This is a genomic window from Pseudomonas sp. 9Ag (assembly GCF_902506445.1).
GTDB classification, from domain to species: Bacteria; Pseudomonadota; Gammaproteobacteria; order Pseudomonadales; family Pseudomonadaceae; genus Stutzerimonas; species Stutzerimonas stutzeri_AB.
The window spans coordinates 101,663-127,198 of the sequence record NZ_LR733836.1; the positions used below are offsets into that span (position 1 = coordinate 101,663).

At 59.7% G+C, this 25,536-nt stretch carries 20 protein-coding genes; 12 read left to right on the plus strand and 8 right to left on the minus strand.

All coding sequences use genetic code 11. The annotated features are described in order from the left end of the window. Positions 1–107: 107 nt before the first annotated feature. Complete coding sequence (gene ilvD, locus ALTERO38_RS00460) at positions 108–1,946, minus strand: dihydroxy-acid dehydratase (RefSeq protein ID WP_159966866.1); 1,839 nt, start codon at positions 1,944–1,946, stop codon at positions 108–110. 477 nt (positions 1,947–2,423) lie between these two features. Between ilvD and ALTERO38_RS00465 the strand changes: the two genes are divergently transcribed. Further along, positions 2,424–3,272, plus strand: a complete 849-nt coding sequence (locus tag ALTERO38_RS00465; protein ID WP_159966867.1) for an alpha/beta hydrolase — start codon at positions 2,424–2,426, stop codon at positions 3,270–3,272. Between the two features lie 62 nt (positions 3,273–3,334). Here the strand turns inward: ALTERO38_RS00465 and ALTERO38_RS00470 are convergent, their stop codons facing one another. Both ALTERO38_RS00470 and ALTERO38_RS00475 read right to left on the minus strand, forming a co-directional pair. Next, positions 3,335–4,531, minus strand: a complete 1,197-nt coding sequence (locus ALTERO38_RS00470) for a class I SAM-dependent rRNA methyltransferase (protein WP_102836635.1) — start codon at positions 4,529–4,531, stop codon at positions 3,335–3,337. Positions 4,532–4,719: 188 nt separating this feature from the next. Further along, entirely contained in the window at positions 4,720–5,259 is a 540-nt protein-coding gene (locus ALTERO38_RS00475; RefSeq protein WP_102836636.1) for a type 1 glutamine amidotransferase domain-containing protein, read from the minus strand. Between the two features lie 117 nt (positions 5,260–5,376). Here ALTERO38_RS00475 and ALTERO38_RS00480 point away from each other — a divergent pair, with 117 nt between their 5' ends. The 3 genes from ALTERO38_RS00480 (at position 5,377) to ALTERO38_RS00490 (ending at position 7,569) form a co-directional block, all read left to right on the plus strand. Then, a complete protein-coding gene (locus ALTERO38_RS00480; RefSeq protein ID WP_148925968.1) occupies positions 5,377–6,240 on the plus strand; it encodes an HDOD domain-containing protein in 864 nt (287 codons plus the stop codon). 59 nt (positions 6,241–6,299) lie between these two features. Beyond that, positions 6,300–7,112: a bifunctional DNA-formamidopyrimidine glycosylase/DNA-(apurinic or apyrimidinic site) lyase gene (mutM, locus tag ALTERO38_RS00485; protein WP_159966868.1), complete on the plus strand. Its 813-nt coding sequence runs from the start codon at positions 6,300–6,302 to the stop codon at positions 7,110–7,112. A gap of 115 nt (positions 7,113–7,227) precedes the next feature. Beyond that, positions 7,228–7,569 carry a multidrug transporter gene (locus ALTERO38_RS00490; protein ID WP_102836638.1) on the plus strand — a complete coding sequence of 114 codons (342 nt, stop codon included), beginning with the start codon at positions 7,228–7,230 and terminating at the stop codon, positions 7,567–7,569. A gap of 225 nt (positions 7,570–7,794) precedes the next feature. Here the strand turns inward: ALTERO38_RS00490 and ALTERO38_RS00495 are convergent, their stop codons facing one another. The 5 genes from ALTERO38_RS00495 to ALTERO38_RS00515 form a co-directional block, all read right to left on the minus strand. Then, positions 7,795–8,046: a YfhL family 4Fe-4S dicluster ferredoxin gene (locus tag ALTERO38_RS00495; RefSeq protein ID WP_159966869.1), complete on the minus strand. Its 252-nt coding sequence runs from the start codon at positions 8,044–8,046 to the stop codon at positions 7,795–7,797. 139 nt (positions 8,047–8,185) lie between these two features. Then, complete coding sequence (gene coaD / locus ALTERO38_RS00500) at positions 8,186–8,668, minus strand: pantetheine-phosphate adenylyltransferase (protein ID WP_029404817.1); 483 nt, start codon at positions 8,666–8,668, stop codon at positions 8,186–8,188. A 105-nt stretch (positions 8,669–8,773) separates the two neighbouring features. Beyond that, positions 8,774–10,369, minus strand: coding sequence for a GMC family oxidoreductase (locus ALTERO38_RS00505; protein ID WP_159966870.1), 1,596 nt, complete (start codon positions 10,367–10,369; stop codon positions 8,774–8,776). A 42-nt stretch (positions 10,370–10,411) separates the two neighbouring features. After that, positions 10,412–10,948 carry a twin-arginine translocation pathway signal protein gene (locus tag ALTERO38_RS00510; protein ID WP_159966871.1) on the minus strand — a complete coding sequence of 179 codons (537 nt, stop codon included), beginning with the start codon at positions 10,946–10,948 and terminating at the stop codon, positions 10,412–10,414. Positions 10,949–10,973: 25 nt separating this feature from the next. Further along, complete coding sequence (locus ALTERO38_RS00515; RefSeq protein WP_159966872.1) at positions 10,974–12,404, minus strand: coniferyl aldehyde dehydrogenase; 1,431 nt, start codon at positions 12,402–12,404, stop codon at positions 10,974–10,976. Positions 12,405–12,537: 133 nt separating this feature from the next. Here ALTERO38_RS00515 and ALTERO38_RS00520 point away from each other — a divergent pair, with 133 nt between their 5' ends. From ALTERO38_RS00520 to pelG, 8 genes are all read left to right on the plus strand, one after another. Next, entirely contained in the window at positions 12,538–13,206 is a 669-nt protein-coding gene (locus ALTERO38_RS00520; RefSeq protein WP_159966873.1) for a TetR/AcrR family transcriptional regulator, read from the plus strand. 269 nt (positions 13,207–13,475) lie between these two features. Continuing rightward, positions 13,476–16,220 carry a bifunctional glycoside hydrolase 114/ polysaccharide deacetylase family protein gene (locus tag ALTERO38_RS00525; RefSeq protein WP_256663738.1) on the plus strand — a complete coding sequence of 915 codons (2,745 nt, stop codon included), beginning with the start codon at positions 13,476–13,478 and terminating at the stop codon, positions 16,218–16,220. Further along, a complete protein-coding gene (locus ALTERO38_RS00530; RefSeq protein WP_159966875.1) occupies positions 16,198–19,752 on the plus strand; it encodes a tetratricopeptide repeat protein in 3,555 nt (1,184 codons plus the stop codon). The genes ALTERO38_RS00525 and ALTERO38_RS00530 overlap by 23 nt, the downstream gene beginning before the upstream one ends. Positions 19,753–19,778: 26 nt before the next feature. Beyond that, positions 19,779–20,297: a penicillin-binding protein activator LpoB gene (locus ALTERO38_RS00535; protein WP_159966876.1), complete on the plus strand. Its 519-nt coding sequence runs from the start codon at positions 19,779–19,781 to the stop codon at positions 20,295–20,297. Beyond that, positions 20,297–21,670, plus strand: a complete 1,374-nt coding sequence (locus tag ALTERO38_RS00540; RefSeq protein WP_159966877.1) for a PelD GGDEF domain-containing protein — start codon at positions 20,297–20,299, stop codon at positions 21,668–21,670. The genes ALTERO38_RS00535 and ALTERO38_RS00540 overlap by 1 nt, the downstream gene beginning before the upstream one ends. Next, positions 21,648–22,637, plus strand: a complete 990-nt coding sequence (locus ALTERO38_RS00545) for a HEAT repeat domain-containing protein (protein WP_159966878.1) — start codon at positions 21,648–21,650, stop codon at positions 22,635–22,637. The genes ALTERO38_RS00540 and ALTERO38_RS00545 overlap by 23 nt, the downstream gene beginning before the upstream one ends. Continuing rightward, positions 22,634–24,154 (plus strand): GT4 family glycosyltransferase PelF, encoded by a 1,521-nt coding sequence (gene pelF, locus ALTERO38_RS00550; protein WP_159966879.1) that lies wholly within the window; start codon positions 22,634–22,636, stop codon positions 24,152–24,154. The genes ALTERO38_RS00545 and pelF overlap by 4 nt, the downstream gene beginning before the upstream one ends. 1 nt (position 24,155) lies before the next feature. Next, on the plus strand, positions 24,156–25,526 hold the full coding sequence (pelG, locus tag ALTERO38_RS00555) for an exopolysaccharide Pel transporter PelG (RefSeq protein WP_159966880.1): 1,371 nt from the start codon (positions 24,156–24,158) through the stop codon (positions 25,524–25,526). Positions 25,527–25,536 lie beyond the last annotated feature (10 nt).

Consider the following 25,536-nt stretch of genomic DNA (forward strand, 5'->3'; position numbering starts at 1 on the left):
GGCGGACCAGATGGTGGCTCGAGCGTTGGAGCCTCGCTCGCTGTACAGCAGGCATAAAAAAGCCCGACACGATGGTCGGGCTTTCATTGTTGCTGCAACGCAGACGATCAGCCGTCCAGCATCGCCTTGTTGCGCACCGCGCCCTTGTCGGCGCTGGTGGCGAGCAGGGCGTAGGCCTTGAGCGCCGTGGTCACCTTGCGCGCGCGTGGCTGGGCCGGTTTCCAGCCTTGCTTGTCCTGCTCGATGCGGCGGTGGGACAGTTCTTCATCGCTAACCTGCAGCTGGATGCTGCGGTTGGGGATGTCGATCAGTACCTTGTCGCCGTCGCGCACCAGGCCAATGGCACCGCCCGCTGCGGCTTCAGGCGAAGCGTGGCCGATGGACAGGCCCGAGGTGCCGCCAGAGAAGCGGCCATCGGTGAGCAGCGCGCAGTCCTTACCCAGCCCCTTGGACTTCAGGTACGAGGTCGGGTAGAGCATTTCCTGCATACCGGGGCCGCCTTTCGGACCTTCGTAGCGAATGATGACGATGTCACCGGCCTTCACTTCGTCATTGAGGATGCCTTTAACAGCGCTGTCCTGGCTCTCGAAGATCTTCGCCGTGCCTTCGAACACGTGGATGGATTCGTCCACGCCGGCGGTCTTCACCACGCAACCGTCTAGAGCGATGTTGCCGTAAAGCACGGCGAGGCCGCCTTCCTGGGAATAGGCATGCTCGACGCTGCGGATGCAGCCGTTTTCGCGGTCGTCATCAAGGCTGTCCCAACGGGTCGACTGGCTGAACGCCGTCTGCGTCGGGATACCAGCCGGGCCCGCCTTGAAGAAGGTATGTACCGCTTCGTCCTGGGTCTGGGTGATGTCCCACTGGGCGATACCTTCAGCCATGGTGCGGCTGTGTACGGTGGGCACGTCGGTGTGCAGCAGGCCGCCACGGGCCAGTTCGCCAAGGATGGAGAAAATGCCGCCGGCGCGGTGCACGTCTTCCATGTGGTACTTCTGGATGTTCGGTGCGACCTTGCACAGTTGCGGCACCTTGCGTGACAGGGCGTCGATGGCGCGCAGGTCGAAGTCCACCTCGGCTTCCTGAGCTGCTGCCAAGAGGTGGAGGATGGTGTTGGTGGAACCGCCCATGGCGATATCCAGGGTCATGGCGTTCTCGAACGCGCGACGGCCGGCAATATTGCGCGGCAGAACCGACTCATCACCTTCACCGTAGTAGCGCTGGCACAGCTCGACGACGGTACGGCCGGCGCGCAGGAACAGCTGCTCGCGGTCGCTGTGGGTCGCCAGGGTCGAGCCGTTGCCGGGCAGGGCAAGGCCCAGGGCTTCGGCCAGGCAGTTCATCGAATTCGCGGTAAACATGCCGGAGCAGCTGCCGCAGGTAGGGCAGGCGCTGCGCTCGTATTCCGCGACCTTCTCGTCCGAGGCGGTTTCGTCGGCGGCGATGACCATGGCGTCGACCAGGTCCAGGCCGTGGCTGGCCAGCTTGGTCTTGCCGGCTTCCATCGGGCCGCCGGAGACGAATACCACTGGGATGTTCAGGCGCAGCGCGGCCATCAGCATGCCGGGGGTGATCTTGTCGCAGTTGGAGATGCAGACGATGGCGTCGGCGCAATGCGCGTTGACCATGTACTCCACCGAGTCGGCGATGATTTCGCGCGACGGCAGCGAATAGAGCATGCCGTCGTGGCCCATGGCGATGCCGTCATCGACCGCGATGGTGTTGAATTCCTTGGCGACGCCGCCGTGCTTCTCGATCTCGCGGGCGACCAGCTGGCCCAGGTCCTTCAGATGCACGTGGCCTGGCACGAACTGGGTGAAGGAGTTGGCGATGGCGATGATCGGCTTCTTGAAGTCTTCGTCCTTCATGCCGGTGGCGCGCCACAGCGCGCGGGCACCAGCCATGTTGCGGCCGTGCGTGGAGGTTTTCGAGCGGTAATCGGGCATGACGGTTCCTGCGGCTAATCAGTTGGTCGAGTGGTGCTAATGGTGAGCGTCACCTGTGCCGCATGCAACGACAGGTAGCCGTGCGTGCGCAGGGGCCGGATCGAGGCGGGGTATCGCTCGGGCGGCCTGGGCTCATGGCCCGCCGGGGGATAGCGGCGAGGAATGCGGGCGATTCTACGCGCGTTACTGTCAGCGAGCCAAACGGCGCGATTGCCGGCGCTCAACCAGGCTGAGCCGACCGCATCAACACTGGAGCTGATGACGCGTTATTCAGCCAGCGCCAAGCGAAGCCGTTCATCCGCTTAACCGGTGCCTGAGGTGGCGCAGTGAGTTTTGCTGGCTAGGGTTGGTTCGGGCTGGCTGGCCACCCGTAGTTCAGGATTCGGGCGGGTGGCCTGGGCGGTGCCTTGCGTCGGCTCGGATTTCGAGCAGGCGCCAACGTAGCTTCAGATAAATAGAACAAGAAGAGGAATACACATGCTCGACATCAAACTCGGCGGTATTGCCGCTGCGCTAGCCCTGGCGTTTTGCGGGTCTGCCATTGCTGCTTCGCTGCCGGACACACCCGGAGCGCCGTTTCCGGGCGTGACCAGTTTCGACCGTTCCGGCCCCTACGCCACCACCAGTCGCAGCGAAGGCCCGAACTGCCGAGTCTATCGGCCCGCCACGCTGGGGCAGGGCGGCGTGCGGCATCCCGTGCTGCTGTGGGGCAACGGGACCGGAACGGGGCCATCCGCGTATTCGGGCCTGTTGTCGCATTGGGCCAGTCATGGCTTCGTCGTCGCCGCGGCAGAGACCTCCAATGCCGGAACCGGGCAGGACATGCTGGCCTGCCTCGATTATCTGGTGCAGGAGAGCAACCGCAGCTTCGGTACCTACGCAGGCGTGCTCAATACTGGCCGCGTCGGGACTTCCGGTCACTCCCAGGGCGGCGGTGGTTCGATCATGGCCGGGCAGGATGATCGCGTGAGCGTGACCGCGCCCATCCAGCCCTACACCATTGGCTTGGGGCACGACCTGGCGTCACAGCAGAACCAGCAAGGCCCGATGTTCCTGATGTCCGGCGGTGGCGACACCATTGCCTTTCCCTATCTGAACGCGCAGCCGGTCTATACCAGGGCCAACGTGCCAGTGTTCTGGGGAGAGCGGCGTTATGTCACTCACTTCGAGCCGGTCGGTGATGGCGGGGCGTACCGCGGACCGTCGACGGCCTGGTTTCGCTATCACCTGATGGATGACGAAACGGCCCGCAGCACCTTCTATGGTCGCTTCTGCGGGTTGTGCACCAGTTACTTGTGGAGCGACCAGCGCAAGGGCATCGAGTAAGCGTCCGTCGAAGCCCTCGTACGCGTCTCGGTGCGAGGGCTTCGTCTGTCGTCAGACGCTGATCAGCTGTTGGGCAGGATGCGGCAGGTGATGCTCTTGATGTAACGGGTTTCCGGGATCGCTGGATGAACCGGATGGTCCGGCCCCTGACTGCCGCGTTCGAGCAGTTGGATATTGCGATCTAGGTGGCGGGCGCTGCCGAGCAGGATGTTCTGCAGGTTGTCTTCTTCCAAATGCATGGAGCAGCTGGCGCTGACCAGGATTCCGTCCTTGTTCAGCAGACGCATGGCGGCTTCGTTCAGGCGGCGGTACGCGGCTTCGCCATTCTTGATGTCCTTCTTGCGCTTGATGAACGCGGGCGGATCAGTGATGACCACATCGAAGCGCTCTTCGGCGTTCTTCAACTCCCGCATCGCTTCGAAGGCATCGCCCTCGACGCAGGTCATCTTCTCGGCCACGCCGTTGAGCGCAGCATTGCGCTCGACACCATCCAGCGCGAACGCCGAAGCATCCACGCAAAATACTTCGCTGGCGCCGAAGGCCGCGGCCTGGACACCCCAACCACCGATGTAGCTGAACAGATCGAGCACGCGCTTGCCTTTGACGTAAGGCGCCAGGCGCGCGCGGTTCATGCGGTGGTCGTAGAACCAGCCGGTTTTCTGGCCTTGCAGCACCGGCGCTTCGAATTTCACGCCGTTTTCTTCCAGCGCCACCCATTCCGGGACCACGCCAAAGGCGGTGTCAACGTAGCGCTCAAGGCCTTCGGCGTCGCGGGCGCTGGAGTCGTTCTTCCACAGCACGCCGCGCGGCTTGAGCACCTGCACCAGCGCTTCGAGCACGGCGTCCTTGTTGCGCTCCATGGTGGCAGAAGCCAGTTGCACCACCAGATGATCGTGGAAGCGGTCCACCACCAGGCCGGGCAGCAGGTCAGAGTCGCCGTAGATCAGGCGGTAACAGGGCTGGTCGAACAGGCGATCTCGCAGCGAGAGGGCGACCTGGATGCGATGCACCAGCAGCGACTTGTCCAGGCTGTGCTTGAGGTCGCGGGACAGCAGGCGGGCGCAGATCAGGTTGTTCGGCGAGACGCCGACAATGCCCAGCGGCTTGCCCCCAGCCGCTTCGAGAATGGCCTGATCACCGGCAGCAAAACCGCTCAGCGGGGTGGCTGCGGTATCCACCTCGTTGCTGTAGACCCACAGATGGCCGGCGCGCAGGCGGCGGTCGGCATTGGCTTTGAGGCGCAGGCTGGGCAGGCTCATCGGGAGGCTCCGGGAAAAGGGCGCGATTATAGGCGAGCGGGCTGACAAAAGCGCTGGCAGGATGCAGAACGGGCAGCCGGTTGGCCCAACGCTGCTGCACGCGGTTGCTTCCAGCAGGTGGCTCTGATGAGGCATCGGTCAGGTCGCGTCGACCGGATTCGCGATGCCTCTGCGCGACGAGGCTGGCGTCAGTCGGCGAGGGCTTTGACCAGCGCTTCGCTGAACGCCGGGATATCGTCCGGCTTGCGGCTGCTGATCAGATGACCATCGACCACGACCTGCTCGTCGACCCACTGAGCACCGGCGTTTTTGAGGTCGTCGGTCAGCGATGGCCAGCTGGTCATCTTCATGCCCTTGACCAGACCGGCCGAGGCCAATAGCCAGGCGCCATGGCAGATCACGGCGATGGTCTTGTTTGCTCGCGCCGCGTCGCGGACCAGCGCCTGAGCCATCTCGTCGGTGCGAATGGTGTCGGAATTTACCACGCCGCCAGGCAACAGCACGGCGTCATAGTCTTCCATGCGAATGCTGTCGAAGGTCTTGTCGACGTGAAACTTGGTGGCCGGTGTGGTGTGGTTCCAGCCGGTGACCTCGCCGTTCGATGACGAAACGATCTCAGCGGTCGCGCCGGCTTTTTCCAGCGCTTCCTTAGGGCCAGTCAGCTCGACCTGCTCGAAACCATCGGTTACCAGGATCGCTACGCGTTTGCCTTTCAGCGAATCGGCCATCTCGTTTCCTCCTCGTCGGATTGCAAAGTGATCTACTTGAATCCGACCATGAACTCGGCCAAAGTTCGCACTCTTTTCTTAGTGGCCTTGTGCTATTCGCAAGGCCTGGCCGCCTCCATGTCCATCGAACTCACCGACGAACAGATCCGCAGCGTGCTGCAGGGGATCAGTGTTCCACCGCAGCCGCAGATCATGGTTGATCTGCAGATGGAACAGGTCATGCCTGATCCCGACCTGCGCGCGATTGCGCGGCTGATCAGCCAGGATCCGGGGTTGTCGGGCGCCTTGCTGAAAACCGTGAACTCGCCGTTTTTCGGCCTTGCCAACCGCATCGCTTCGATTCAGCAAGCCGTCAATTTGCTGGGTTGCCGTTCGGTGATCAATCTGATCAACGCGCAATCGATCCGCGGCGAGCTGACCGATGCCGCCATCGTCACGCTCAATCGTTTCTGGGATTCGGCGCAGGACGTGGCCAGCACCTGTCTGGCGCTGGCCAAGCGGATCGGTCTTCCGGCACCTGATGAGGCCTATACCCTCGGTCTGTTTCACAACTGCGGCATCCCGCTGATGCTGACCCGTTTCCCCGGCTATATGGCCGTGCTGGAAGAGGCTTACGCCAGCGTTGGTCCCGAGACGCGCATCACCGACATCGAGAATCGGGTGCTCAATACCAACCATGCCGTGGTGGGTTATTTCGTCGCGCGCTCCTGGAAATTGCCGCAGCACCTGTGTGAAGCCATCGCCAATCACCACAACGCCATGGCCCTGTTCAGCGACGAGTGGAGCGATCCGCAGATCAAGACGCTATTGGCGATCCTGAAGATGGCCGAGCACATCTGCGCCTGTCATCGCGTATTAGGTGAGCAGCCGCAAGACCATGAGTGGGATGCCGTGGCGCAGCTGGTGCTCGAATACGTCGGCCTGTCGGAATACGATTTTGAATGCCAGCGCGACATCATTCGCGAACTGGGCGTCGGCTGACCCGGCTGCGCGTTAGCTGCTAAGGTCGCCATCCGGTCCACACTGCATATTTTTCTCTGATGCCCGAACTCCCAGAAGTTGAAACCACCCGCCGCGGTATCGCGCCGCACCTGGTCGGCCAGCGTGTCAGCCAGGTCGTCGTGCGCGAGCGGCGGCTACGCTGGCCGATTCCAGACGATCTCGATGTGCGGCTGTCGGGCCAGCGCATTGAAGGCGTCGAGCGGCGCGCCAAATACCTGCTGATAAAAGCGGAAGTCGGCACCCTGATCGCACACCTGGGCATGTCCGGCAGCCTGCGTCTGGTTCCGGCGGATCAGCCGGTCGGAAAGCACGAGCATGTCGACATCGTGCTGGAGTCCGGCATGGGGCTGCGCTACACGGATCCACGGCGCTTCGGTGCGCTGCTCTGGAGCGATGATCCGCTGAGTCACGTGCTGCTCGCCAGCCTGGGGCCGGAACCGCTGAGTGATGCGTTCGATGGCGAGCGTCTGTACCAGATGTCGCGTGGACGCAGCATGGCGATCAAACCCTTCATCATGGATAACGCAGTGGTCGTTGGCGTCGGCAATATCTATGCGAGCGAGGCGTTGTTCGCTGCCGGAATCGATCCGCGGCGTGCCGCCGGCGCAGTGTCACGGGCGCGCTATATGAAGCTGGCCGTAGAGATCAAGCGCATCCTTGCCTACGCCATTGAACGTGGCGGCACCACGCTGCGTGATTTCGTCGGCGGCGACGGCAAACCGGGCTATTTCCAGCAGGAGCTCCTCGTCTACGGCCGGGGCGGGGAGTTTTGTAAGACCTGTGGCTCGACCTTGCGCGAAATTCGCCTCGGCCAGCGGGCCAGTGTTTATTGCGTACGCTGCCAGCGATGATCTCGCCTGAGTGCGCAGGCGTTGACGTTGTTCACGATCAATAACCGACGGCCGCTGCTATAGTGGCCAACACCACAATTACCTGCCTCGTATCGCCCAGCTGAAGGACCACACCATGAATCTGTTTCGCTCCACTGCTGTTGTCTTGGCCCTGACCACAGGTCTGCTGACGATGCCCGTGCAGGCGCAATCGGTACAGCAGAACGCCAGCGGCGATCCGATGTACACCGTCGAAGCTCCCAAAGCCTTTTCCATCGTTGGCGATCTGTTGATTGCGCGCCCGTTGCTGATCGCAGCCACCGCCATTGGCGCAGGGCTGTTCGTGGTCAGCTTGCCGTTCAGCGCCATGGGCGGCGGCATCAAAGAGGCGGGTCATGCGCTGGTCGTCGAGCCAGGCGCTGCAGCCTTTGCTCGCTGCCTGGGCTGCACCCGCGTCGGCTACAACCGCCAGGACTGAATCCCCGGCCAGCATCGGTCAGTCTGAACTGCGATGACCTGCCATTCACGGCTCCGCCGCTTCACTGCGTGCGGAGCCGTGCTGTTTCCGGGGTTCGATTTGTTTCGCTGGATTGCCTGCAGACGCAGCCAGGCGTGTGAGTGCCAGCCTGTAGCGAGATCGTTTGGAGTTTTAGGCGAGAGGGAGTGCTGACCTCACCGTTCGGGTGAGGCCGCAAAAGATAAATCAGGCCTTTCCGGTGATGATCATGTACTTCTGCATCAGCTCGTCCTTGCTCTCGACATTGCTCTCGTCGAGGGGGATGCAGTCCACCGGGCAGACCTGCTGGCACTGCGGTTCGTCGTAGTGGCCGACGCATTCGGTGCAGAGGTTCGGGTCGATGATGTAGATTTCCTCGCCTTGGGAAATTGCGCTGTTCGGGCACTCGGGCTCGCACACGTCGCAGTTGATACAGTCATCGGTGATTATCAGGGACATCCAGCTGGCTCCAGCTGCGGCATCTGCCGCAGCGCAAGTAATAACGACGCGCCAATTTTGCCGCATCGACTCGCCCGGTGCACGCGGCAGTGATCACCCTTTTGTCGATGAGTGTCCGCCGCGCAAAGGCTGGAATGCTTCAGCGCGAGCCGTAGCGCTCGGTCAACGCCTTCATCACCGAGGGGTGAACGAATTTGCTGACATCGCCGCCAAGCCGGGCGATCTCGCGGACCAGGGTCGAGGAAATATAGGAAAATTTTTCCGATGGCGTCAGAAACAAACTCTCCACGTCCGGAACGAGCTGACGGTTCATATTGGCCAGCTGGAACTCGTATTCGAAGTCCGAAACCGCCCGCAGGCCGCGCAGCAGCACGTTGGCTTTCTGTTCGGTGACGAAGTGCGCCAGCAGAGTGGAAAACCCCATCACCTTGACGTTCGGCAGGTGCGAGGTCACTTCCTTGGCCAGTGCAACGCGTTGTTCCAGCGGGAACAGCGGATTCTTGTTGGGGCTGGCAGCGACGGCAATGATGACTTCATCGAACAGGCGCGAGGCGCGCTCGACCAGGTCGGTATGGCCCATGGTGATCGGGTCGAAGGTTCCCGGATACAGCACTCGATTCATCGCGGCGTCCTGACGCTTGCGTGGGGGGTGGATGGTAGCGGCTCGGTGTCGGCAGCGTAAAGCATCAAAGCGGATGGCTGCCGAATGTCAGCACAACGAAGCCGTTCATGGGTTTTTCAACCTTTCGGCCAATTGACTCGAGAGGTTCGCGGCAAGGCCATAGATGGACAATTGCGGGTTGGCACCGATGCTGGTGGGAAACAGCGAACCGTCGTGGATCGACAGGTTGTCCAGCTGATGATGCCGGCCAAGGCTGTCAGTGACCGCCTGACGCGGGTCTTCGCCCATGGCGCAGCCTCCCATCACATGGGCGCTGCCGAGACGCGTGCGGTACAGCTCCAGACTCAGCCCATCGATCATCTGGCGCGCGTGTTCGAGGCTGGTGGCATGACTGGCGTCGCTGTGCAGCGGCAGGACGGTTCTGGCGCCCGCAGCGAACTGGACATCCGCCATGCTGTGGTAGGCGCGGCGAATCCCGTCCCAGGTGTAGGGCGTCATCCGGTAGTCGAGGGTGGGGGTGCCGTCGCTACGTAGCTGAACCGTGCCCTCGGCGCTGTCAGGGTGAAAGCCGTCGCGCATAAGCGCAATCATGGCATTGGTATGCGGCAACTGCTCCATGCGCAGGGCATTGTCGATCCCTCCGCGGCCGAGCAATGTTGCGGCCAGGGCCGGGTGGATGGGCGGCACTTCCAGCTTGTAGGACATACGCCCGGCGGTGCCGTCATCCCATTGGAACTGATCAGAATAGATCGACTGGGGCGCGCCGTAGAACGGGTTGATCACCTGCTCGAACTGGGCGGCAGAGAAATTCACCAGATGCAGAAAGGTGCGTTTACCGACGCGCTGATGTGGGTCGGGCGCGTCTGAGCGCAACAGGATTGCCGGTGTGTTGATCCCGCCGCCAGCGAGAATGTAGTGGCGAGCACGCACCCGAATCTTGTGGCCGGTCGGCGCGACGCTGCGCGCATCCATGGCGAGGCACTCCAGTGCGGTGACGCGCGACTTGTCCAGAACAAGGCGCTCGGCGCGAGCGAGGTAAAGCAGCTCGCCGCCGGAGTTCAGAGTGGCCGGGATGGTTGTCACCAGCATCGACTGCTTGGCATTGGTCGGGCAGCCCATGCCGCAGTAACCCAGGTTCCAGCAGCCTCGCACGTTGCGCGGGATCACCGCCCAGCTGTAACCGAGCGCTGAACAGCCGTCGCGGATCACCTGATTGTTGGCGTTGGGCGGCAGTGGCGATGGCTCGATGCCCAGACGCTGTTCCATGCGTTCGAACCAGGGCGCCATGGAGTGTTCGGAAAGCCCTTTGACGGAATGTTCACGAGCCCAGTGCTCCAGGGTGGCAGCTGGGGTGCGGAAACTCGATGTCCAGTTCACCAGTGTCGAACCGCCGACGGCGCGGCCCTGCAGGATGGTGATGGCGCCGTCCTTGCTGGTACGGCCGATCGCCTCCTGATAGAGCGAGGCGTAGGCGGACGGCTCCTGCATGTCGAAGTCGCGGCTGCTGCGCAGCGGGCCCTCCTCGATCAGCAGTACCTTGTAGCCGGCTGCGCTGAGGAGCTCGGCACTGGTGGCACCGCCAGCCCCGCTGCCAACGATGGCAATGTCGGCGTCGAGTGTAAGGTCCCGTTCGAGCTGCGAACCGTCATGGGTCTTCCAGCCTCGGGCTATACCTTCGGCAAAGGGGTCGGTAACAGGCATTGCGGATTCCTCAAGTCGGTCGAGCGGTCACTGCATTCACTGCTAGATAACCGGCGGGCCGGGGTAGCCGCAGTGACGCCAGGATTCCGGTCGGCCATACCAGGCCATCAGGATCATCTGCTGAAGTGAGGCATGACCCTGGCGCAACAGTGCGACCGAGCTGTTCTCCCATCGCTGTAGAAACGCCTGTACCTCGCCATCCTGCGCCTGTTCCCAGGCGCCCCATATGCCAGTCAGCGGGCCGCGGGTGAGGGTAAGAGAGAGCAAATCAAACAACTGCTGCACCTGTTTCAACACGGCGGGCGACAGATGAGCGAGCCCTTGATCGAGGTTCGTCAGGGTGCCCTGCACGGCGCTGGGCATGTTCGATTCCGGCACGGTACCCTCCAGCAGGACTGGCGTCAGGCGCTGTAGCATCGGCAGGTCGCTGTCGCGCAACTGCGTGAAGCCCGCAGCAGACCGCTCGCCACGACAGCCGGACAAACTGCCGAGCAGGCCTGCGCCGGCCAAGGCGGCGCTGCCAAACAACCCAACCCTGAGAAGGCTGCGGCGGGAAAATGATCGCTCGGTACTGGTCATTGTTGTTGTCACCGATTGCGCTTTTTCAACGCACGAAGAGCTTGTAGACCAGCTTCTGCAGCGCCTTGCCGTAAGGGGGGTAGATCATTCGGGCGGCATTGAAGCGCTGCTTAATGAATACCCCTTTGGCCTTGCTGAACGTAAGGAATCCGTCGTGCCCGTGGTAGTGGCCCATCCCTGACGGGCCAACGCCACCAAAGGGCAGATCATCCTGTGCGACATGCAACAGCGTGTCGTTGAGGCAGACACCGCCAGAATGGGTATGACGCAGCACATGGCGCTGCTCGCTCCGGTCGTAGCCGAAGTAATACAGCGCCAGTGGGCGTGGACGTGCGTTGACATAGGCGAGCGCCTGGTCGATCCCGTCATATGGCACCACCGGCAGCAGCGGGCCGAAGATCTCGTCCTGCATGACCTGCATCTCGTCGGTGACGTCGAGCAGCAGGCAGTGCGGCATGCGCCGGTCCTGTCCCTGTTCGAACAGCGGGAGCAGGCGCGCACCCTTGGCCTGGGCATCGTCCAGATAGCCTTGCAAACGGGCATGCTGCCGCCGGTTGACGATGGAGGTGTAGTCCGGATTGTCCGCCAGCTGCGGATAAAAACGCTGAACGACCTTTCGATAGGCCTCGACAAAGTCATCGATGCGCTGCCGTGGGACCAGTACGTAGTCCGGCGCGACGCAGGTCTGCCCGGCATTGAGCGTCTTGCCAAAAGCGATGCGCTCGGCAGCGTCGGCGAGCGGCACGTCGTTCGAGACAATAGCGGGCGATTTGCCGCCCAGCTCGAGTGTCACCGGCGTCAGGTTTTCTGCGGCGGCTCGCATGACGTGCCGGCCTACGCTGGTGCTGCCGGTGAATAGCAGGTGGTCGAAAGGCAGCTTGGAAAACGCGATGCCTACCTCTGCCTCGCCGAGGACAACCGCGACCTGGTCCTCGGGAAAGATCTGCGCGAGCAAGTTCTTGAGTAGCTGGCCTGTAACCGGTGTCGACTCGCTCATCTTCAGCATCACCCGGTTGCCGGCAGCCAGCGCGCCGATCAGCGGGCCGATGGCCAGATACAACGGGTAGTTCCACGGCACGATAATGCCGACCACCCCGAGTGGCTGGTAAACGACGCGGGCGCTGGCGGGCTGAAAGGCCAGCCCAACACTGCGCCGAGAAGGCTTCATCCAACGCGGCAGGAGGCGTTTGGCGTGGCGAATGCCATGCAGGCTGGGCATGATCTCGGCGAGACAAGTCTCGTCAGCCGAGCGATTACCGAAATCCTCACTGATGGCATCGATCACCGGCTGCTGATGACTGGCGAGCAAGTCATACAGCGCTTCTAGCCACTGCAGACGATCCGCTGCAGTAGGGCTGGGATAGGCCTGAAAAGCACTGCGCTGACGCTCGAATAACGCCTGCAAACGCTCGGTTTCGAGATGGGTGGGATGCGAATACACAGCGTCGGCAAGCATGAACGATGCTCCGGAAGGCGACAGATCGAAGATTTCTAGAGTAAAAACTCTAAACTGTCAAACCTGTGCGCGTTCACGGCGGTCGGGTTACCTTTGCGTTCCGGCTCTAGCACGACGAAAGTAGCTTTCCGCAATGTCCCCGAAACCAAGAACCCGCGAGCGCATCCTGCAGGCCAGCCTCGAGCTGTTCAACGCCCAGGGCGAGCGCAGCGTGACCACGAATCACATCGCTGCGCACCTGGAGATTTCGCCCGGCAACCTCTATTACCACTTTCGCAACAAGCAGGCGATCATCGCTGAATTGTTTGATCGCTATGAGGGGGCAGTCGACGGTTTTCTGCAGCTCCCCGAGGGGCGCGCAGTTACCATGGAAGACAAGACCTTCTATCTCGAGTCGCTGCTTTCGGCAATGTGGGACTATCGCTTTCTGCACCGGGACCTAGAGCATCTTCTGGACGGCGACGAGGTGCTGGCGGAGCGGTATCGAAGCTTTGCGGAAAGCCATCTTAGGGTGGCTCGGCGCATCTATGGGGGGTTTGTCGATGCCGGTGTTTTATATATGACGGAGGCACAGGTCGAAGCAGTCGCTCTCAACGCCTGGATCGTCGTGACTTCCTGGGTACGTTTTCTGTGCACCGCTGGGTGGGGGCAAGGTTGCTTGACCGAGCCTATGTTGCGCCGCGGCATTTACCAAGTGCTTGCACTTGAGGATGGGTTTGTATCCGATGGTGCCAGGCCGGCTTTCGATGAGCTGCGTCGACGCTTAAAGGTGCCATTGGTGGCGCTTTTCTCAGTAGTCTAGAGAGAGCTGTTACCAATTACCGGAAAGGGATTTTTTTGGCGGCATCAGTTGTCAAGGTATTGACCTTTTTCGGGCTGGGAGTCAGCCGTCTGTCGCGCATAGTGGCAATTTGATTGTAATGGCATTTTGGTTATGAGCTAATGGGCCCGTTGTAATTCTCCGTTGGTAACGTCATGCGGAATGTCCAAGCCCTTACCTGCCGTCCTGGCCTAACGTGTCAATCGCTGTGTTTGCGTAGGCGCTGGTGCCTCGTAGCGCTGCTGCTTAGTATGCTGATGCCTAGCGGTTATTCTATTGCTAGCGCCTCGGCAGCACCCGGAAGCGTAGCTTTCTGGTACGCAGACAATCCGCCACTGGCTGAGCTTTCGCAATTCGAATGGGCGATACTCGAGCCCGCTCACGCAATCCCTTCAGACATAGATTTTCTTCGCTCGCAGGGTAGCCAGCCCTTTGCCTATCTTTCAGTCGGTGAGTACGACGGCGACATCAATGAACTAGAGAGTGGCGTGGCGCGGGGAGCAAGCGAGGTCCGCAACGAGGCGTGGTCCAGCCAGGTCATGCTTTTGACCTCTCCTGCTTGGCGACACCACCTTCTGCGCCGTGCGGAAGAGCTGGCCAATCAAGGCTATGCCGGGCTTTTTCTAGATACGCTGGACAGCTTTCAGCTACTGCCTGAGGGCGCTAGAGAGGCCCAGCGACAGGCGCTTCGGGATTTCTTGGCTGAGCTGAGTCAGCGACAGCCTAACCTCCTATTGATCTTCAATCGTGGATTCGAGGTACTCCCCGAGCTGCCGGGTGTTGCTGCGGCAGTGGCAGTCGAATCGATCCACTCCGGATGGGACGCCCATACCCAACGTTATCGAGCGGTCCCCCAAGAAGACCGAGACTGGCTTAGCCTCCATCTTGAGCCACTGCGCGCTCAAGGCGTGCCCTTGATTGCCATCGATTACCTTCCTTCGTCGCGACGTGAAGAGGCGCGCGCGCTTGCCAAGCGGTTGTGGCAAGAGGGCTTCGTGCCGTTCGTGACAATGCCGGACCTTAACTATCTTGGTATCAGTGGTGTCGAGGTCCAGCCCCGGCGGATCGCGCTGGTTTACGACCCGCGCGAGGGCGCGTTGACGTCCAATCAAGGCCATACAGTGCTAGGTGGTTTGCTGGAGTATTTGGGCTACCGAGTGGACTATCTGCCGGCTGACCAACTGCCTGGTGATCCATTTGCAGGCCTGTACGCAGGGGTGATCACTTGGATGACCAGCGGCCCGCCTGATGACGCGGCAGCGTTCAATCAATGGTTGGCTAAGAGAATGGATGAGTCCGTTCCGCTGGCGATCATGGCTGGATTGCCGGTCTCCAATGATGGACTCTTGAAAAGAATGGGGCTGCGCCGCGTTCAATCCCCGGCAAAGGGGGACGTGATAGTTGCCGATCACGACGAGACACTTTTGGGTCGTTTTGAGGCGCCTGTGGTCGTTCGTACTCGCGACCTCGTTCCGCTTACGCTGATCGACGGCGGTGATGCAGCTGCGGCGCTTGCGCTAGTAGATACCGATGGACGGCAGTACGTGCCTGTAGCTATTGGGCCGGCCGGCGGCATCGCGTTGAACCCTTACCTCATCGAAGAGGGCCGAGACAGTCAGCGCTGGATAATCGATCCCTTTGCCTTTCTGCAGCGCGCCCTTCGACTGCCTGCTTTACCGCGCCCTGATGCCACCACTGAAAATGGCCGTCGCATCGCCACAGTGCATATCGATGGCGATGGCTTCCTTTCGCGTGCTGAAGTGACCGGGTCCCCATACGCAGGGCGCGAAGTGCTCGACGCGTTGATCAAACCGCACCCGTTTTTAACTTCAGTGTCGGTGATCGAAGGGGAGGTTGGACCCAAGGGTCGCTATCCGCATCTGGCCAGGGAACTTGAACCTATCGCTCGGGAAATCTTCGCCGAGCCGAAGGTTGAGGTGGCAACCCACAGTTTCAGTCATCCATTCTTCTGGCAGCCAGATCAGGTACGAAAGCGTGAGGGGTTCACGGCGGAATACGGAATGATGATGGCCATCCCCGGCTATGAAAAAATCGACTTCACTCGAGAAGTGGTGGGGTCCACAGCCTATATCAACGAGCGTCTGACCAGCGCGAAGAAACCGGTGAAGATGATCTTCTGGTCAGGCGATGCTTTGCCGGATGCGGCGACGATCAAGTTGGCTTATGACGCCGGATTAGCAAATGTAAATGGTGGCAACACAGCGTTGACGAACGCCCATCCATCGCTGACCGGCCTATCACCACTTATTAGGCCCACAGCCGGCGGTATTCAGTACTACGCACCGATTATCAACGAAAACGTTTACACCAACTTGTGGCGCGGGCCGTATTACGGTTTTCGTGGCGTACTTGAAACGTTCGCCCTCACGGATATTCCTCGACGCCTGCGTGGATTGCACCTTTATTACCACTTCTATTCGGGCACTAAGCAGGCATCAATTCGTGTCATGCAGGACATCTATCGCTCGATGGAGGCCGAGCAGCCGGTATCGCTGTGGATGAGTCAGTACTTAACGCGCATGCATGGATTGCATCAGGCGAGCCTGGCGCGCCTGGCTGATGGGCGATGGCAGTTTCGAGGCATGGATGGACTGCGCACCCTGAGGCTGGATCCAGCTCTGGGCTGGCCGGATCTTGGGCGTTCGCAGGGGGTCGCGGGCGTCCGTGACTTGCCTCAAGGGCGGTATGTACACCTGAGCAATCCCAACGCGGTGCTAGCCCTCCGAAGTGAACGTGATCTACGACCCGCACTGGAGCAGGCGAACCTGCCGTTGCTCGACTGGGACTATCTTGATGAGCATAAGGTCAGATTGTCATTTGCCGGTGAGATGCCCCTGAGTTTCACGGTACGCGCAGCAAACAGGTGCTCACTCAATGTCAGTGGAAAACGCTATCCGGCGACTGGCAAGAATGGCCTGTGGCAGTTCGATCTACCTATGAAACGAGTGGCTGATGCGCAACTATACTGCCAATAGCCCCACTCGATTGTTGAGTCCTTGGGCACTACTGCTAATAGTAGTGCTGCTGGGCGCATTGCTCGTGCTGACCTATACCGGCGAAGATGCTCTTATGCCCGGCGAGGAACAACCTGATGCTGTCTCCATCAGCTACGCCGAACTGTTGCTCCAAGCGCACCCGGATAACACCAGTCTTCGGCTCAAGCTGATTAAGCAGTTGATCGAGCTAGGTGATCTCCGACGGGCCCGCTCGCATGTCTACCAGCTGCCTGAAAGTGAAGCTCATCGCGTACGTTTTTTGCTTTCCGAATTAGCAGTGCTTGAAGCTCAAGCAGACCCTCAAAGCCTGACGTTGCAAGCTCGCGCTGCTCTGCAAGATCAGATGCGAGCGGTAGACCGCAACAGTATTTCAACCGATGAGCTTATTCGTTATGCCCGTTATGCACTGTCGCTCACCGATCCGGGGCTGGCGGCGCCCGCCTATCGTGACCTCACTGCGCGGGATGGCGAGCGCCGTGATTACTGGTTAAACGAGGCCGCCCAGGCCCACTTGGGTGCTGGTGAAGTGCTGGCGGCTGCGGGGCTTTTCAATGAACTGCTCAGTAATGCTGAGACAACAGCCGACCAGCGTCGGTATCTGCAGCAGGCGTTCTCAGCGCTGTTATCGGGAGACCGGAGCGAGCAGGCCGCAGAACTCGTTCATCGTCATCTGTCATTGATGAACGCAGGGGACGGGGCGCTAATGGGCGCGGCAGTGCAGGCGGGAATTGGCAGCCATCGTTATGACTTGGCGACTGATCTGATGACGTCATGGCGCAAGCTGCAACCAGATGATCTAGCTGCGCTAAAAGCTGAGTTTGGTCTGCATCTCGCGGCTGGAGAGCTTGAGCAGGCGTGGGACGTTGGCCAGCGTCTGGCGACCGCTGAGTCTTCAGATACAGGGCTCCTCAAGCAACTCGCCCAGCTCGGTGAGTGGACGGGGCACACCGTGGCAGCGCTGAACTTCTGGCTACGGCTGATTCAGTTAGAGGATAACCCGTCCATTCGAGAGCATGCCTGGCGTTTGGCAGCTCAACTATTTGACTTCGACAACACTATCGCTTTGCTGGCCGGTACCGGAGCGGGGCGTCAATTGACGGACGTAGAGCTGGACACGCTTGTATACAGTCACAGCGAGCGGGGCACGCCGGAACAGGCCGAGCAGTGGTTGCGTAATTATTTGCGGTTACAACCTGGTCATCAGCTTGCATGGATGCGTCTGCGTCAGATACTTGAGCAAACGCAGCAATTGGCTGCAGAGTCAGTAATTTGGGCTGCCATAGAACACCGTTTCGGCCTGACCATCGACCAGCGGGTCGACTGGGCGGAAGTCGAGTGGCAGTTGTTCAATCCTCAGTCTGCATGGCAAGTACTTAACTCCATCGAAACCGACTCGGTGGCCGACGAGGCGTATTGGCGTCTGCGGGGCGAGCTGGCGTGGGAGTTGGAGCGAGACGCGGATGCGCTTGAAAGCTACCTCAGGCTGGGCGTACTGAGCGTTACCCCAGACAGTACGACGGAAGAGCGGCTGATTACGTTATACGAGCGCAGCTCGCCCGAGCGGGCTCTGGACGTCATGATTGCTAGCTGGAAGCGTAGGCCAACGCCGGCGATCCTTAGTCGAGCGCTGCAGATGGCTATGCAGCTCGGGGATATGACTCGTCTCGATGTATTGATACGAGAGGGTCGTATGCTGCCCAGCAGCGACAGTATCAGTGCCCTTTGGAGTGCGCGCGCACTGCAAGCTTCGGAGGCCGGAGACAGCAAAGAGGCGGAGCGGCTTTACCTCGAAGCGCTGGCGCGGTTCCCTGAAACCGGCGAATTTCGACCTCAATTGCTCTGGCATTACATCGACCAGGGCCAGCAGGCACCGCTCGTTCCTTTGTTGCGGCAATGGGAGGGCCTTGCAATTAAGCGGAGTGCTCTTTGGTTGCCCTTCGCCAATGCCAATCTGCTGCTTAATCGCAGCAATCAGGCATTGCGCTGGTTCTATCTTTACTTGCGGCTCAATCCCGACGACAGCCTGGTGCAGGCAGCCTATGCAGACGCCCTTGAGAGTGCCGGTTATTCGGACCGCGCGCTACGCTTGCGGCGCCATGTGCTACGCAATCTCGAGATGCCCACCCATGGAGCGGATCCTGCGCAGTATCAGATTTATTTGAGGCTGATGTCCGCACGAGGCGCAGGCTTGGCGGCTAACGCATTGGCGCTACGCTGGCGCGATGGTTCACGGTCAATGTTGCAGCTTTGGTTCGACCAGTTCAGCGAGCAGCTCGACACACTCAATCAGAGTTCGTTGAAGGGCCAATGGTTGGCATGGGCACGGCGCAACGAGCTGAAAATCAGCCGCTACGCCGAGTTGCAGGAAGCGCTGCAGGTGAATAATCGCCTGGTCCTGGAACGCCTGCTTGCTGATGAAGGGCTGGACCCGGCGCAACGTGTCGAGGCGTTGCAGCGACTGGGGTCTAACGGACAGGCGATGGCAGAAAGCCTCGCTGCGCTCTCTCCCAAGCCACCTGTCATCGTTCGCCAGCAGTTGCTTCGGCAGGCGTTGGCACTGCAGGAACTCAATCCCCAAGGTATTCAAGTAGGCATGCGTCGACAGGATTTCGGCTCAGTGAAGCTTCAGGGCCCAACCGCGCTGGTTGCAAGGCAGCTGGATAATGATTGGCATGCAAGCCTTTCGCTCTCACGGTTGGACTATTCAGGAAGCGGCCTGCTGAATGCTCAGCCTGGCGTCGAGCAGGCGGCCGAACTCGATTTGACCCGAACATTGGATAAGGGCTCTTTGACTATCGCACTGGACACCAGTGACCACGACGAGGGCGATCGCTTTGGCTTCGGTATTTCCAGACGACTTCAGCTTACGAGTAAGGATGCCCTTGAGTTTCATGCTGACTGGCAGCGTCAGGCCGAAGAAAGTGGGCTCCTGCGAGCGCTGGGACAACGAGATGGGTTTGGTGTAAGCGGCGCTCATGTTATAAGCGCGCGCGATCAGTTCAGTTGGTCGCTGGCCCATCAACGTTACAGCTTGTTGGACGGCAAAGCGGTGGGTAGCGGACAACAGGCGAATTTCGAGTTAAGCCATGCGGTGTTCTTCGAAGGGCCTGCCTGGACGCTACGCAGCGGACTCAGCTATTCGAAATATCAATTAAAGAATGACCAGCTTCCAGACGATACGGATTCTGCTACCGACGAGTCCCTGTTAACGCCGGCCGCGCTTCTACAGGAGCGATTCGGTCAGCTTTACGTTGGTAGCACTTGGCGTCGCGGTTTCCCCGGCGCTTTGAATCGCGGTACAGCGCAATTCAGCTGGTTGCTTGATGTGCAGGCGGGCTGGCAATGGACCGAACAACAAACCAATTACGCGATTACTACGGGCGTCGGCATGGAAGTGCTCGGCGACGATGAGTTGGCGTTCACCTTTGGTTACCAGTCTGCACCGCGCAACGGTGACGGCGAGCCGGGTGGAGCGCTGGGTGTGACTTATAGCGCCCGTTTCGGGCGTTGATGCGGAACTTACAGGGAGAAACAACCATGTCGTCCATCCACTTGCTAGCCTTGCTGGCCGTGGCATTTTTCGTTGGTGGCTGCACCACCTTTACCGACCAGGACGCGTCTGCCTTGCCGCGTGCCGCTGCCTGGGGACTCGTGCCCATCGTGAACTACTCGCAGGCACCGCAGGCGGGCGAGCGCGCCGAGCAGATCCTGCTGAGTGTTTTGGCCGAGCAAGGCTTGCAACTGCGTCATTACCCTATCGTGACCCAAGCCGACGTGCCGCTGCTGGATGATCGCGAACGTCTTTCCCAGGCGCTGTCCTGGGCAGAGTCCGAGCGCCTCGACTACGTCATCAGCGGTAGTGTGGAGGAGTGGCAGTACAAGAGTGGTCTTGATGGCGAGCCTGCTGTGGGCATTACGCTTCAAGTAATTGAGCCGGCCACTGGGCGGGTCATGTGGAGTAAGAGTGGTGCGCGTGCCGGCTGGTCCCGTGAAAGCCTAGCGGGCACCGCGCAGAAGGTGCTGCGTGAGCTTGCCGGCGCGATGCGTCTCGAGTAATGGCACTCAGCTCGGCACATAAGGACTTCACGCTGGCGCCACGTGCTAGCGGCGCTGTTTCCTGGCTGGAGACTTGGCTTCTCAGCGGCTTGGCAATTGCACTCGGCTATTGGCTGACTCCTGACGACCCGCTGATGGTTGACGGATCTTTCCCCTGGCCGGTCATGGCACCGCTGCTGCTGGGCATGCGCTATGGCTTCATGCGCGGCCTGGTCAGTGCGGTTCTGCTTATTCTGGCGCTGATTGCCTATCACCGTTACGGCAACGGGCTATATCCCGAAATGCCAGCGTCGTTCATCGTTGGTGTGTTGATCAGCGGGATGCTGGTAGGCGAATTTCGCGACATATGGGAGCGACGACTCGAGCGCCTGGATATGGCCAACGACTACCGTCAGCTTCGGCTCGACGAGTTCACGCGCGCTCATTACATCTTGCGTATCTCGCATGATCGTCTCGAGCAGCGAGTCGCAGGCAGTGACCAGAGCCTGCGTAGCTCATTGGTTGGCTTGCGCAATCAGTTGCGTCGTTTGCCGCGTGGTAATGATCCGCTTGCTGCGCTGGCCGAGCCCGTGTTGAGCCTACTTGCACAATACGGCGCGTTCCGGACAGCAGGGCTATATCAGGTAAGCGAAGGCTTAGTCGCGCCAGCGCCACTGAGTGCCGTCGGTGAAGTCGGCCCAATGAGCGGGCAAGACCTGCTGATGCGCATGTGTCTACAGCGTGGAGAGTTGGTCAGTATTCGAGAGCAGCTGCTTGAGCGCGGCGAGCATCGACAACACTCGCAATATCAGCTTTGCGTCCCGCTCATCGACACCGAAGGTCGTATCCTGGCCGTACTGGCTGTGGAGCAGATGCCGTTCTTCGCTTTCAATGATCGCGTCTTCGGCCTGCTGGCGATCCTCGCCGGACACATCGCCGATCTGATCTTGAACGATCCCAAGACCCTTCAGCTTCAGGATTTGGATAGCCAGGAGTTCAGCAAGAACCTTAAGCGCTCGTTGATCGATGCACAGCAACATGGGCTGGATGCCAGTCTTTTTGCCCTGGAGGTGACTGACTCCTCGCATAGTGATGAACTGCTACGGCTAATTGAGGGAAGCCGGCGCGGGCTTGACCTGCAGCTCAAAGTGATTAATCAGCGGGCTAACACTTGCGTTCTGGTTTTGCTGCCGCTGACCTCAAGCGAGGGCGCTCAAGGCTATCTGTTTCGCCTTAATACGTTGCTCAGCGAGCGTTTCGGCGTGGGCAATACGCTTGAAAGTCTTCAGGTGCGGGTATCCGCCCATGATCTAGGTGCTGCCAAAGGCAACGATGCTTTGCACCATTTTCTCTATAACGAGTGCGCACTGAATGATCAGCAAGTGGCTATTTAGTGGTGCACTGCTGTTCGAGGTAGGCAGTTGGGCGGCTTTTCACGAGCAACTTAGCGTCGCACAGGCGACTTCGCTTTATCTCGGCGCCCACCTGCTGAGCAGTGCCATGCTCAGTGCAGGCATCTGGTTGCTGCTGCCACAACGCTACAAGCATCCACTGCCCTGGAGTCCCTTGTTCGTCTTCAGTCTTGCTTTCTTCGTGCCTGGCTTGGGAGCGGTAGGTGTAGCTGCGTCCCTTTTCCCAGCACTCTATCTGCCTCGTCGCCAACAGGAACAGAGCTGGGATTCTATGGGTGTGCCCGAGCTACCTTTCCGCCCGCAAGAGCGCGGCAAGGCGCTTATGTTCAACGATGGAGGGCTACAAGATGTACTGCGGCATGCCCCCGATACTGAGAAGCGACTCACAGCATTGTTCGCTACACGCCGGATGCCAGCTCGCGAGGCTATACCCATCCTAAAACTGGCATTACGCGATCCGTCCGATGATGTACGCCTATTAGCGTATTCAATGCTCGATAAGCTGGAGAGCGAGATCAACCATCGCATAGAAACCACGTTGCAAAAGCTTTCAGCGGCCGAAGGCATGCACCGAGCGGCACTGCATGATGCACTGGCACGCTGGTACTGGGAGCTCGCCTATTTGGGGCTCGCGCAGGGCAGCGTACTTGAACACGTGCTCGAGCAGGCCCGAGAGCATGCGGAGCAGACCCTCAGCGCTGCCAGTAACCCCTTTGCACATGTACTGGCAGGACGGATTGCGCTTGAGCAGGCGCGGCTGGATGCAGCAAAAATTCATTTCAACCAGGCAGAAGCGGCAGGCACTGGGGTGCAAACGCTAGCGCCCTTTCGCGCCGAGATCGCCTTCGTCGAAGGCCGCTACGAAGATGTTTCTAAGCAGCTGCAAAAGTTGCCCGAGGATGTCCTGCAGCGCCCACCTTTTGCTGCTCTAGCGAAGTACTGGCTGTGAGCAAAACACTACCTGAAACGCCCACCGCCGATGTCTGCCTTCTACTAGAAGGAACCTGGCCCTACGTACGTGGCGGCGTATCCAGCTGGGTCAATCAACTGATCCTGGGCCTTCCTGAACTCACGTTCTCAGTGTTCTTCATCGGCGGTCAGCGCGAGGCTTACGGAGAGCGCCAGTACAAGATACCGACGAATGTGGTGCACATTGAGGAGCATTTTCTCGAGACTGCCTGGCGTCCGGGAGATGCAGTGGTCGCTGCCAAGCGAGAGGGGGCTACGGGCAACATGCGAATGTTGCACCAGTTCCTGCATCATCCAGAGGAGCCCAGCATTGAGCTGGGTGAGTCAGTCTTGGAACTGTTGGCCTCGGGGCAAATGAGCCTCGATGACGTCCTGCACAGTCGCTCCAGTTGGGAGGCTATAACAGACGGCTACACACGGCACTGCAGTGATCCTTCGTTCATCAACTATTTCTGGACGCTGCGCACCATGCAGGCGCCGCTTGTCATGCTTGCGCAAGCGGCGGCCCGGTTGCCACGCGCAAGGGCCCTGCACTCGGTGTCGACAGGGTACGCAGGGTTGCTGGGAGCGATTTTGCAGCGCCGTTGGCAGTGCGCTTATCTCCTCAGCGAGCACGGTATCTATACCAAGGAGCGCAAGATTGATCTGGCGCAGGCCAGTTGGATATCAGAAAGTCCGGACGAGGCGCTGCGCACCGGGCTGGATACCGAGTTCAGCTATATCCGCAAGCTATGGATACGGTTCTTCGAACGCATCGGGCTGCTCACTTATCGAGCGGCCGATCCGATCATTTCCCTGTATGACGGCAACCGTCAGCGGCAGATCGCCGATGGCGCCGATCCAGCGCGCACGCGCGTGATTCCCAACGGAATAGCCATGGCTCCATGGGGCGACGCTTTGCAGCGTCGGCCTTCAGGCATAGCACCGGTTATCGGATTGGTTGGCCGAGTGGTGCCCATTAAGGACGTAAAAACCTTCATTCGCGCGATGCGCGGCGTGGTCAATACCATTCCCGATTCAGAAGGCTGGATCGTCGGCCCTGAAGAAGAAGACCGCGCTTACGCCGCCGAATGTCGAAGCCTGGTAATCAGCCTTGGGCTTGAAGGCAAAGTGAAATTTCTCGGCTTCCGTCAGATACACGAGCTTTTACCCAGCCTCGGGTTAATGGTGCTGACCTCGATCAGCGAGGCGCAGCCGCTAGTGATCCTAGAAGCCTGGGCTGCCGGTACGCCGGTGGTGACGAGCGATGTCGGCTCATGCCGTGAGCTGATCGAAGGCGCACCTCACGAGGAGCCGCCACTGGGTAGCGCAGGCGAGGTGGTGGCTATCGCAGATCCCCAGGCTACATCCCGAGCCATCATCGAACTGCTGAGTGACCCTGAACGTTGGCGATCAGCACAGTCGGTTGGTCTTCAGAGGGTGAATCGCTACTACACCGAGGCGATCATGCTCGACCGTTACCGCAACCTTTATCGCAACGCCACGGGAGAAGCCTGACATGGCCGGGATAGGGTTCGAGCTGCGCAAGATTCTGTCGAGGGACTCCTATACGGCCACACTCCGCGCCTATGTTTACGCTGGGCTGATCAGTTCTGGGCCATGGGTACTGTCGATCATCAGCGTCATGGTCATCGGGGTGATGAGCCTTGGTGTGGTCGTGCCTGAACTGCTGATTCGGCAATTCTTGGTGAGCGTGACCTATTTGATGGCTTCGTCGCTGATTTTCACTGGAGGGGCCCAGCTGTTGTTCACCCGCTTCATATCTGATCGCCTGTTCGAAAAGCGGCAGGAGCTAATTCTGCCGAATCTGATCGGCATATTGCTCGTGATCACGATTTCTTCGGGAGTGCTTGGCTTTCTCTTGCTCAGCCTGCTGTTTGACCAGCCGTTTCTCTATCGCTTGCTGATGCTGGCTAACTTCGTGGTGCTTTGTAACCTTTGGCTTACGATTATCTTCTTGTCCGGTATGAAGGCCTACAACCGTATTCTGCTGGTCATGGTGGCGGGCTATTCACTGATGGTGCTGTGCTCGTTCCTGCTGCGCTTTTTGAAGCTCGACGGGTTGTTGCTGGGCTTGCTAATAGGGCATGCCAGCCTGTTCTTCATGTTCCTGTTCGATATCCTGCGTGAATATCCTGCCAAGCAACTGGTGGCGTTTGACTTCTTCAAGCGCAAGCAGGTGTACGTCAGTTTGATGTTGACAGGGCTGTGTTACAACCTTGGGATTTGGATAGACAAAATCGTTTTCTGGTTCAACCCCAGTACGTCCAGTCACGTGATTGGTCCGCTGCGTGCCTCGATGCTTTACGACTTGCCGATCTTCCTCGCTTACCTCGCGATTATTCCTGGCATGGCGGTGTTTCTTGTACGCATCGAAACCGATTTCGCCGAATGGTATGACCGGGTCTTTTCGGCCATACGCGGTGGCGAAACGCTGCAGCATATCGGTCAGCTCAAGCAGCAGCTGATCCTGTCAGTGCGTCAAGGGCTTCTGGAAATCTGCAAGGTCCAAGGGTTAACGGTGGTACTACTGTTCCTGATCGCACCGAAGCTGCTGGCCTGGCTGGGGATATCGGCTTATTACTTGCCTCTGTTCTACGTTGACCTCATCGGTGTGAGCATCCAGGTCGTGTTCATGGCGCTTTTAAACGTGTTTTTCTACCTGGACAAGCGCAGCATTGTGCTCGAGCTGTGTTTGATCTTCGTGTTACTCAACGCTGTGCTGACGGTTGCCAGTCAGCACCTGGGGCCTAGCTTCTTTGGCTACGGATTCACGTTGTCGGTATTGACTTGCGTGTTGCTAGGGCTGGTCCGCTTGTCTAGCTCTCTTGAGGATCTTGAGTACGAAACTTTCATGTTAGGCCGCTAGCTCTGATCGC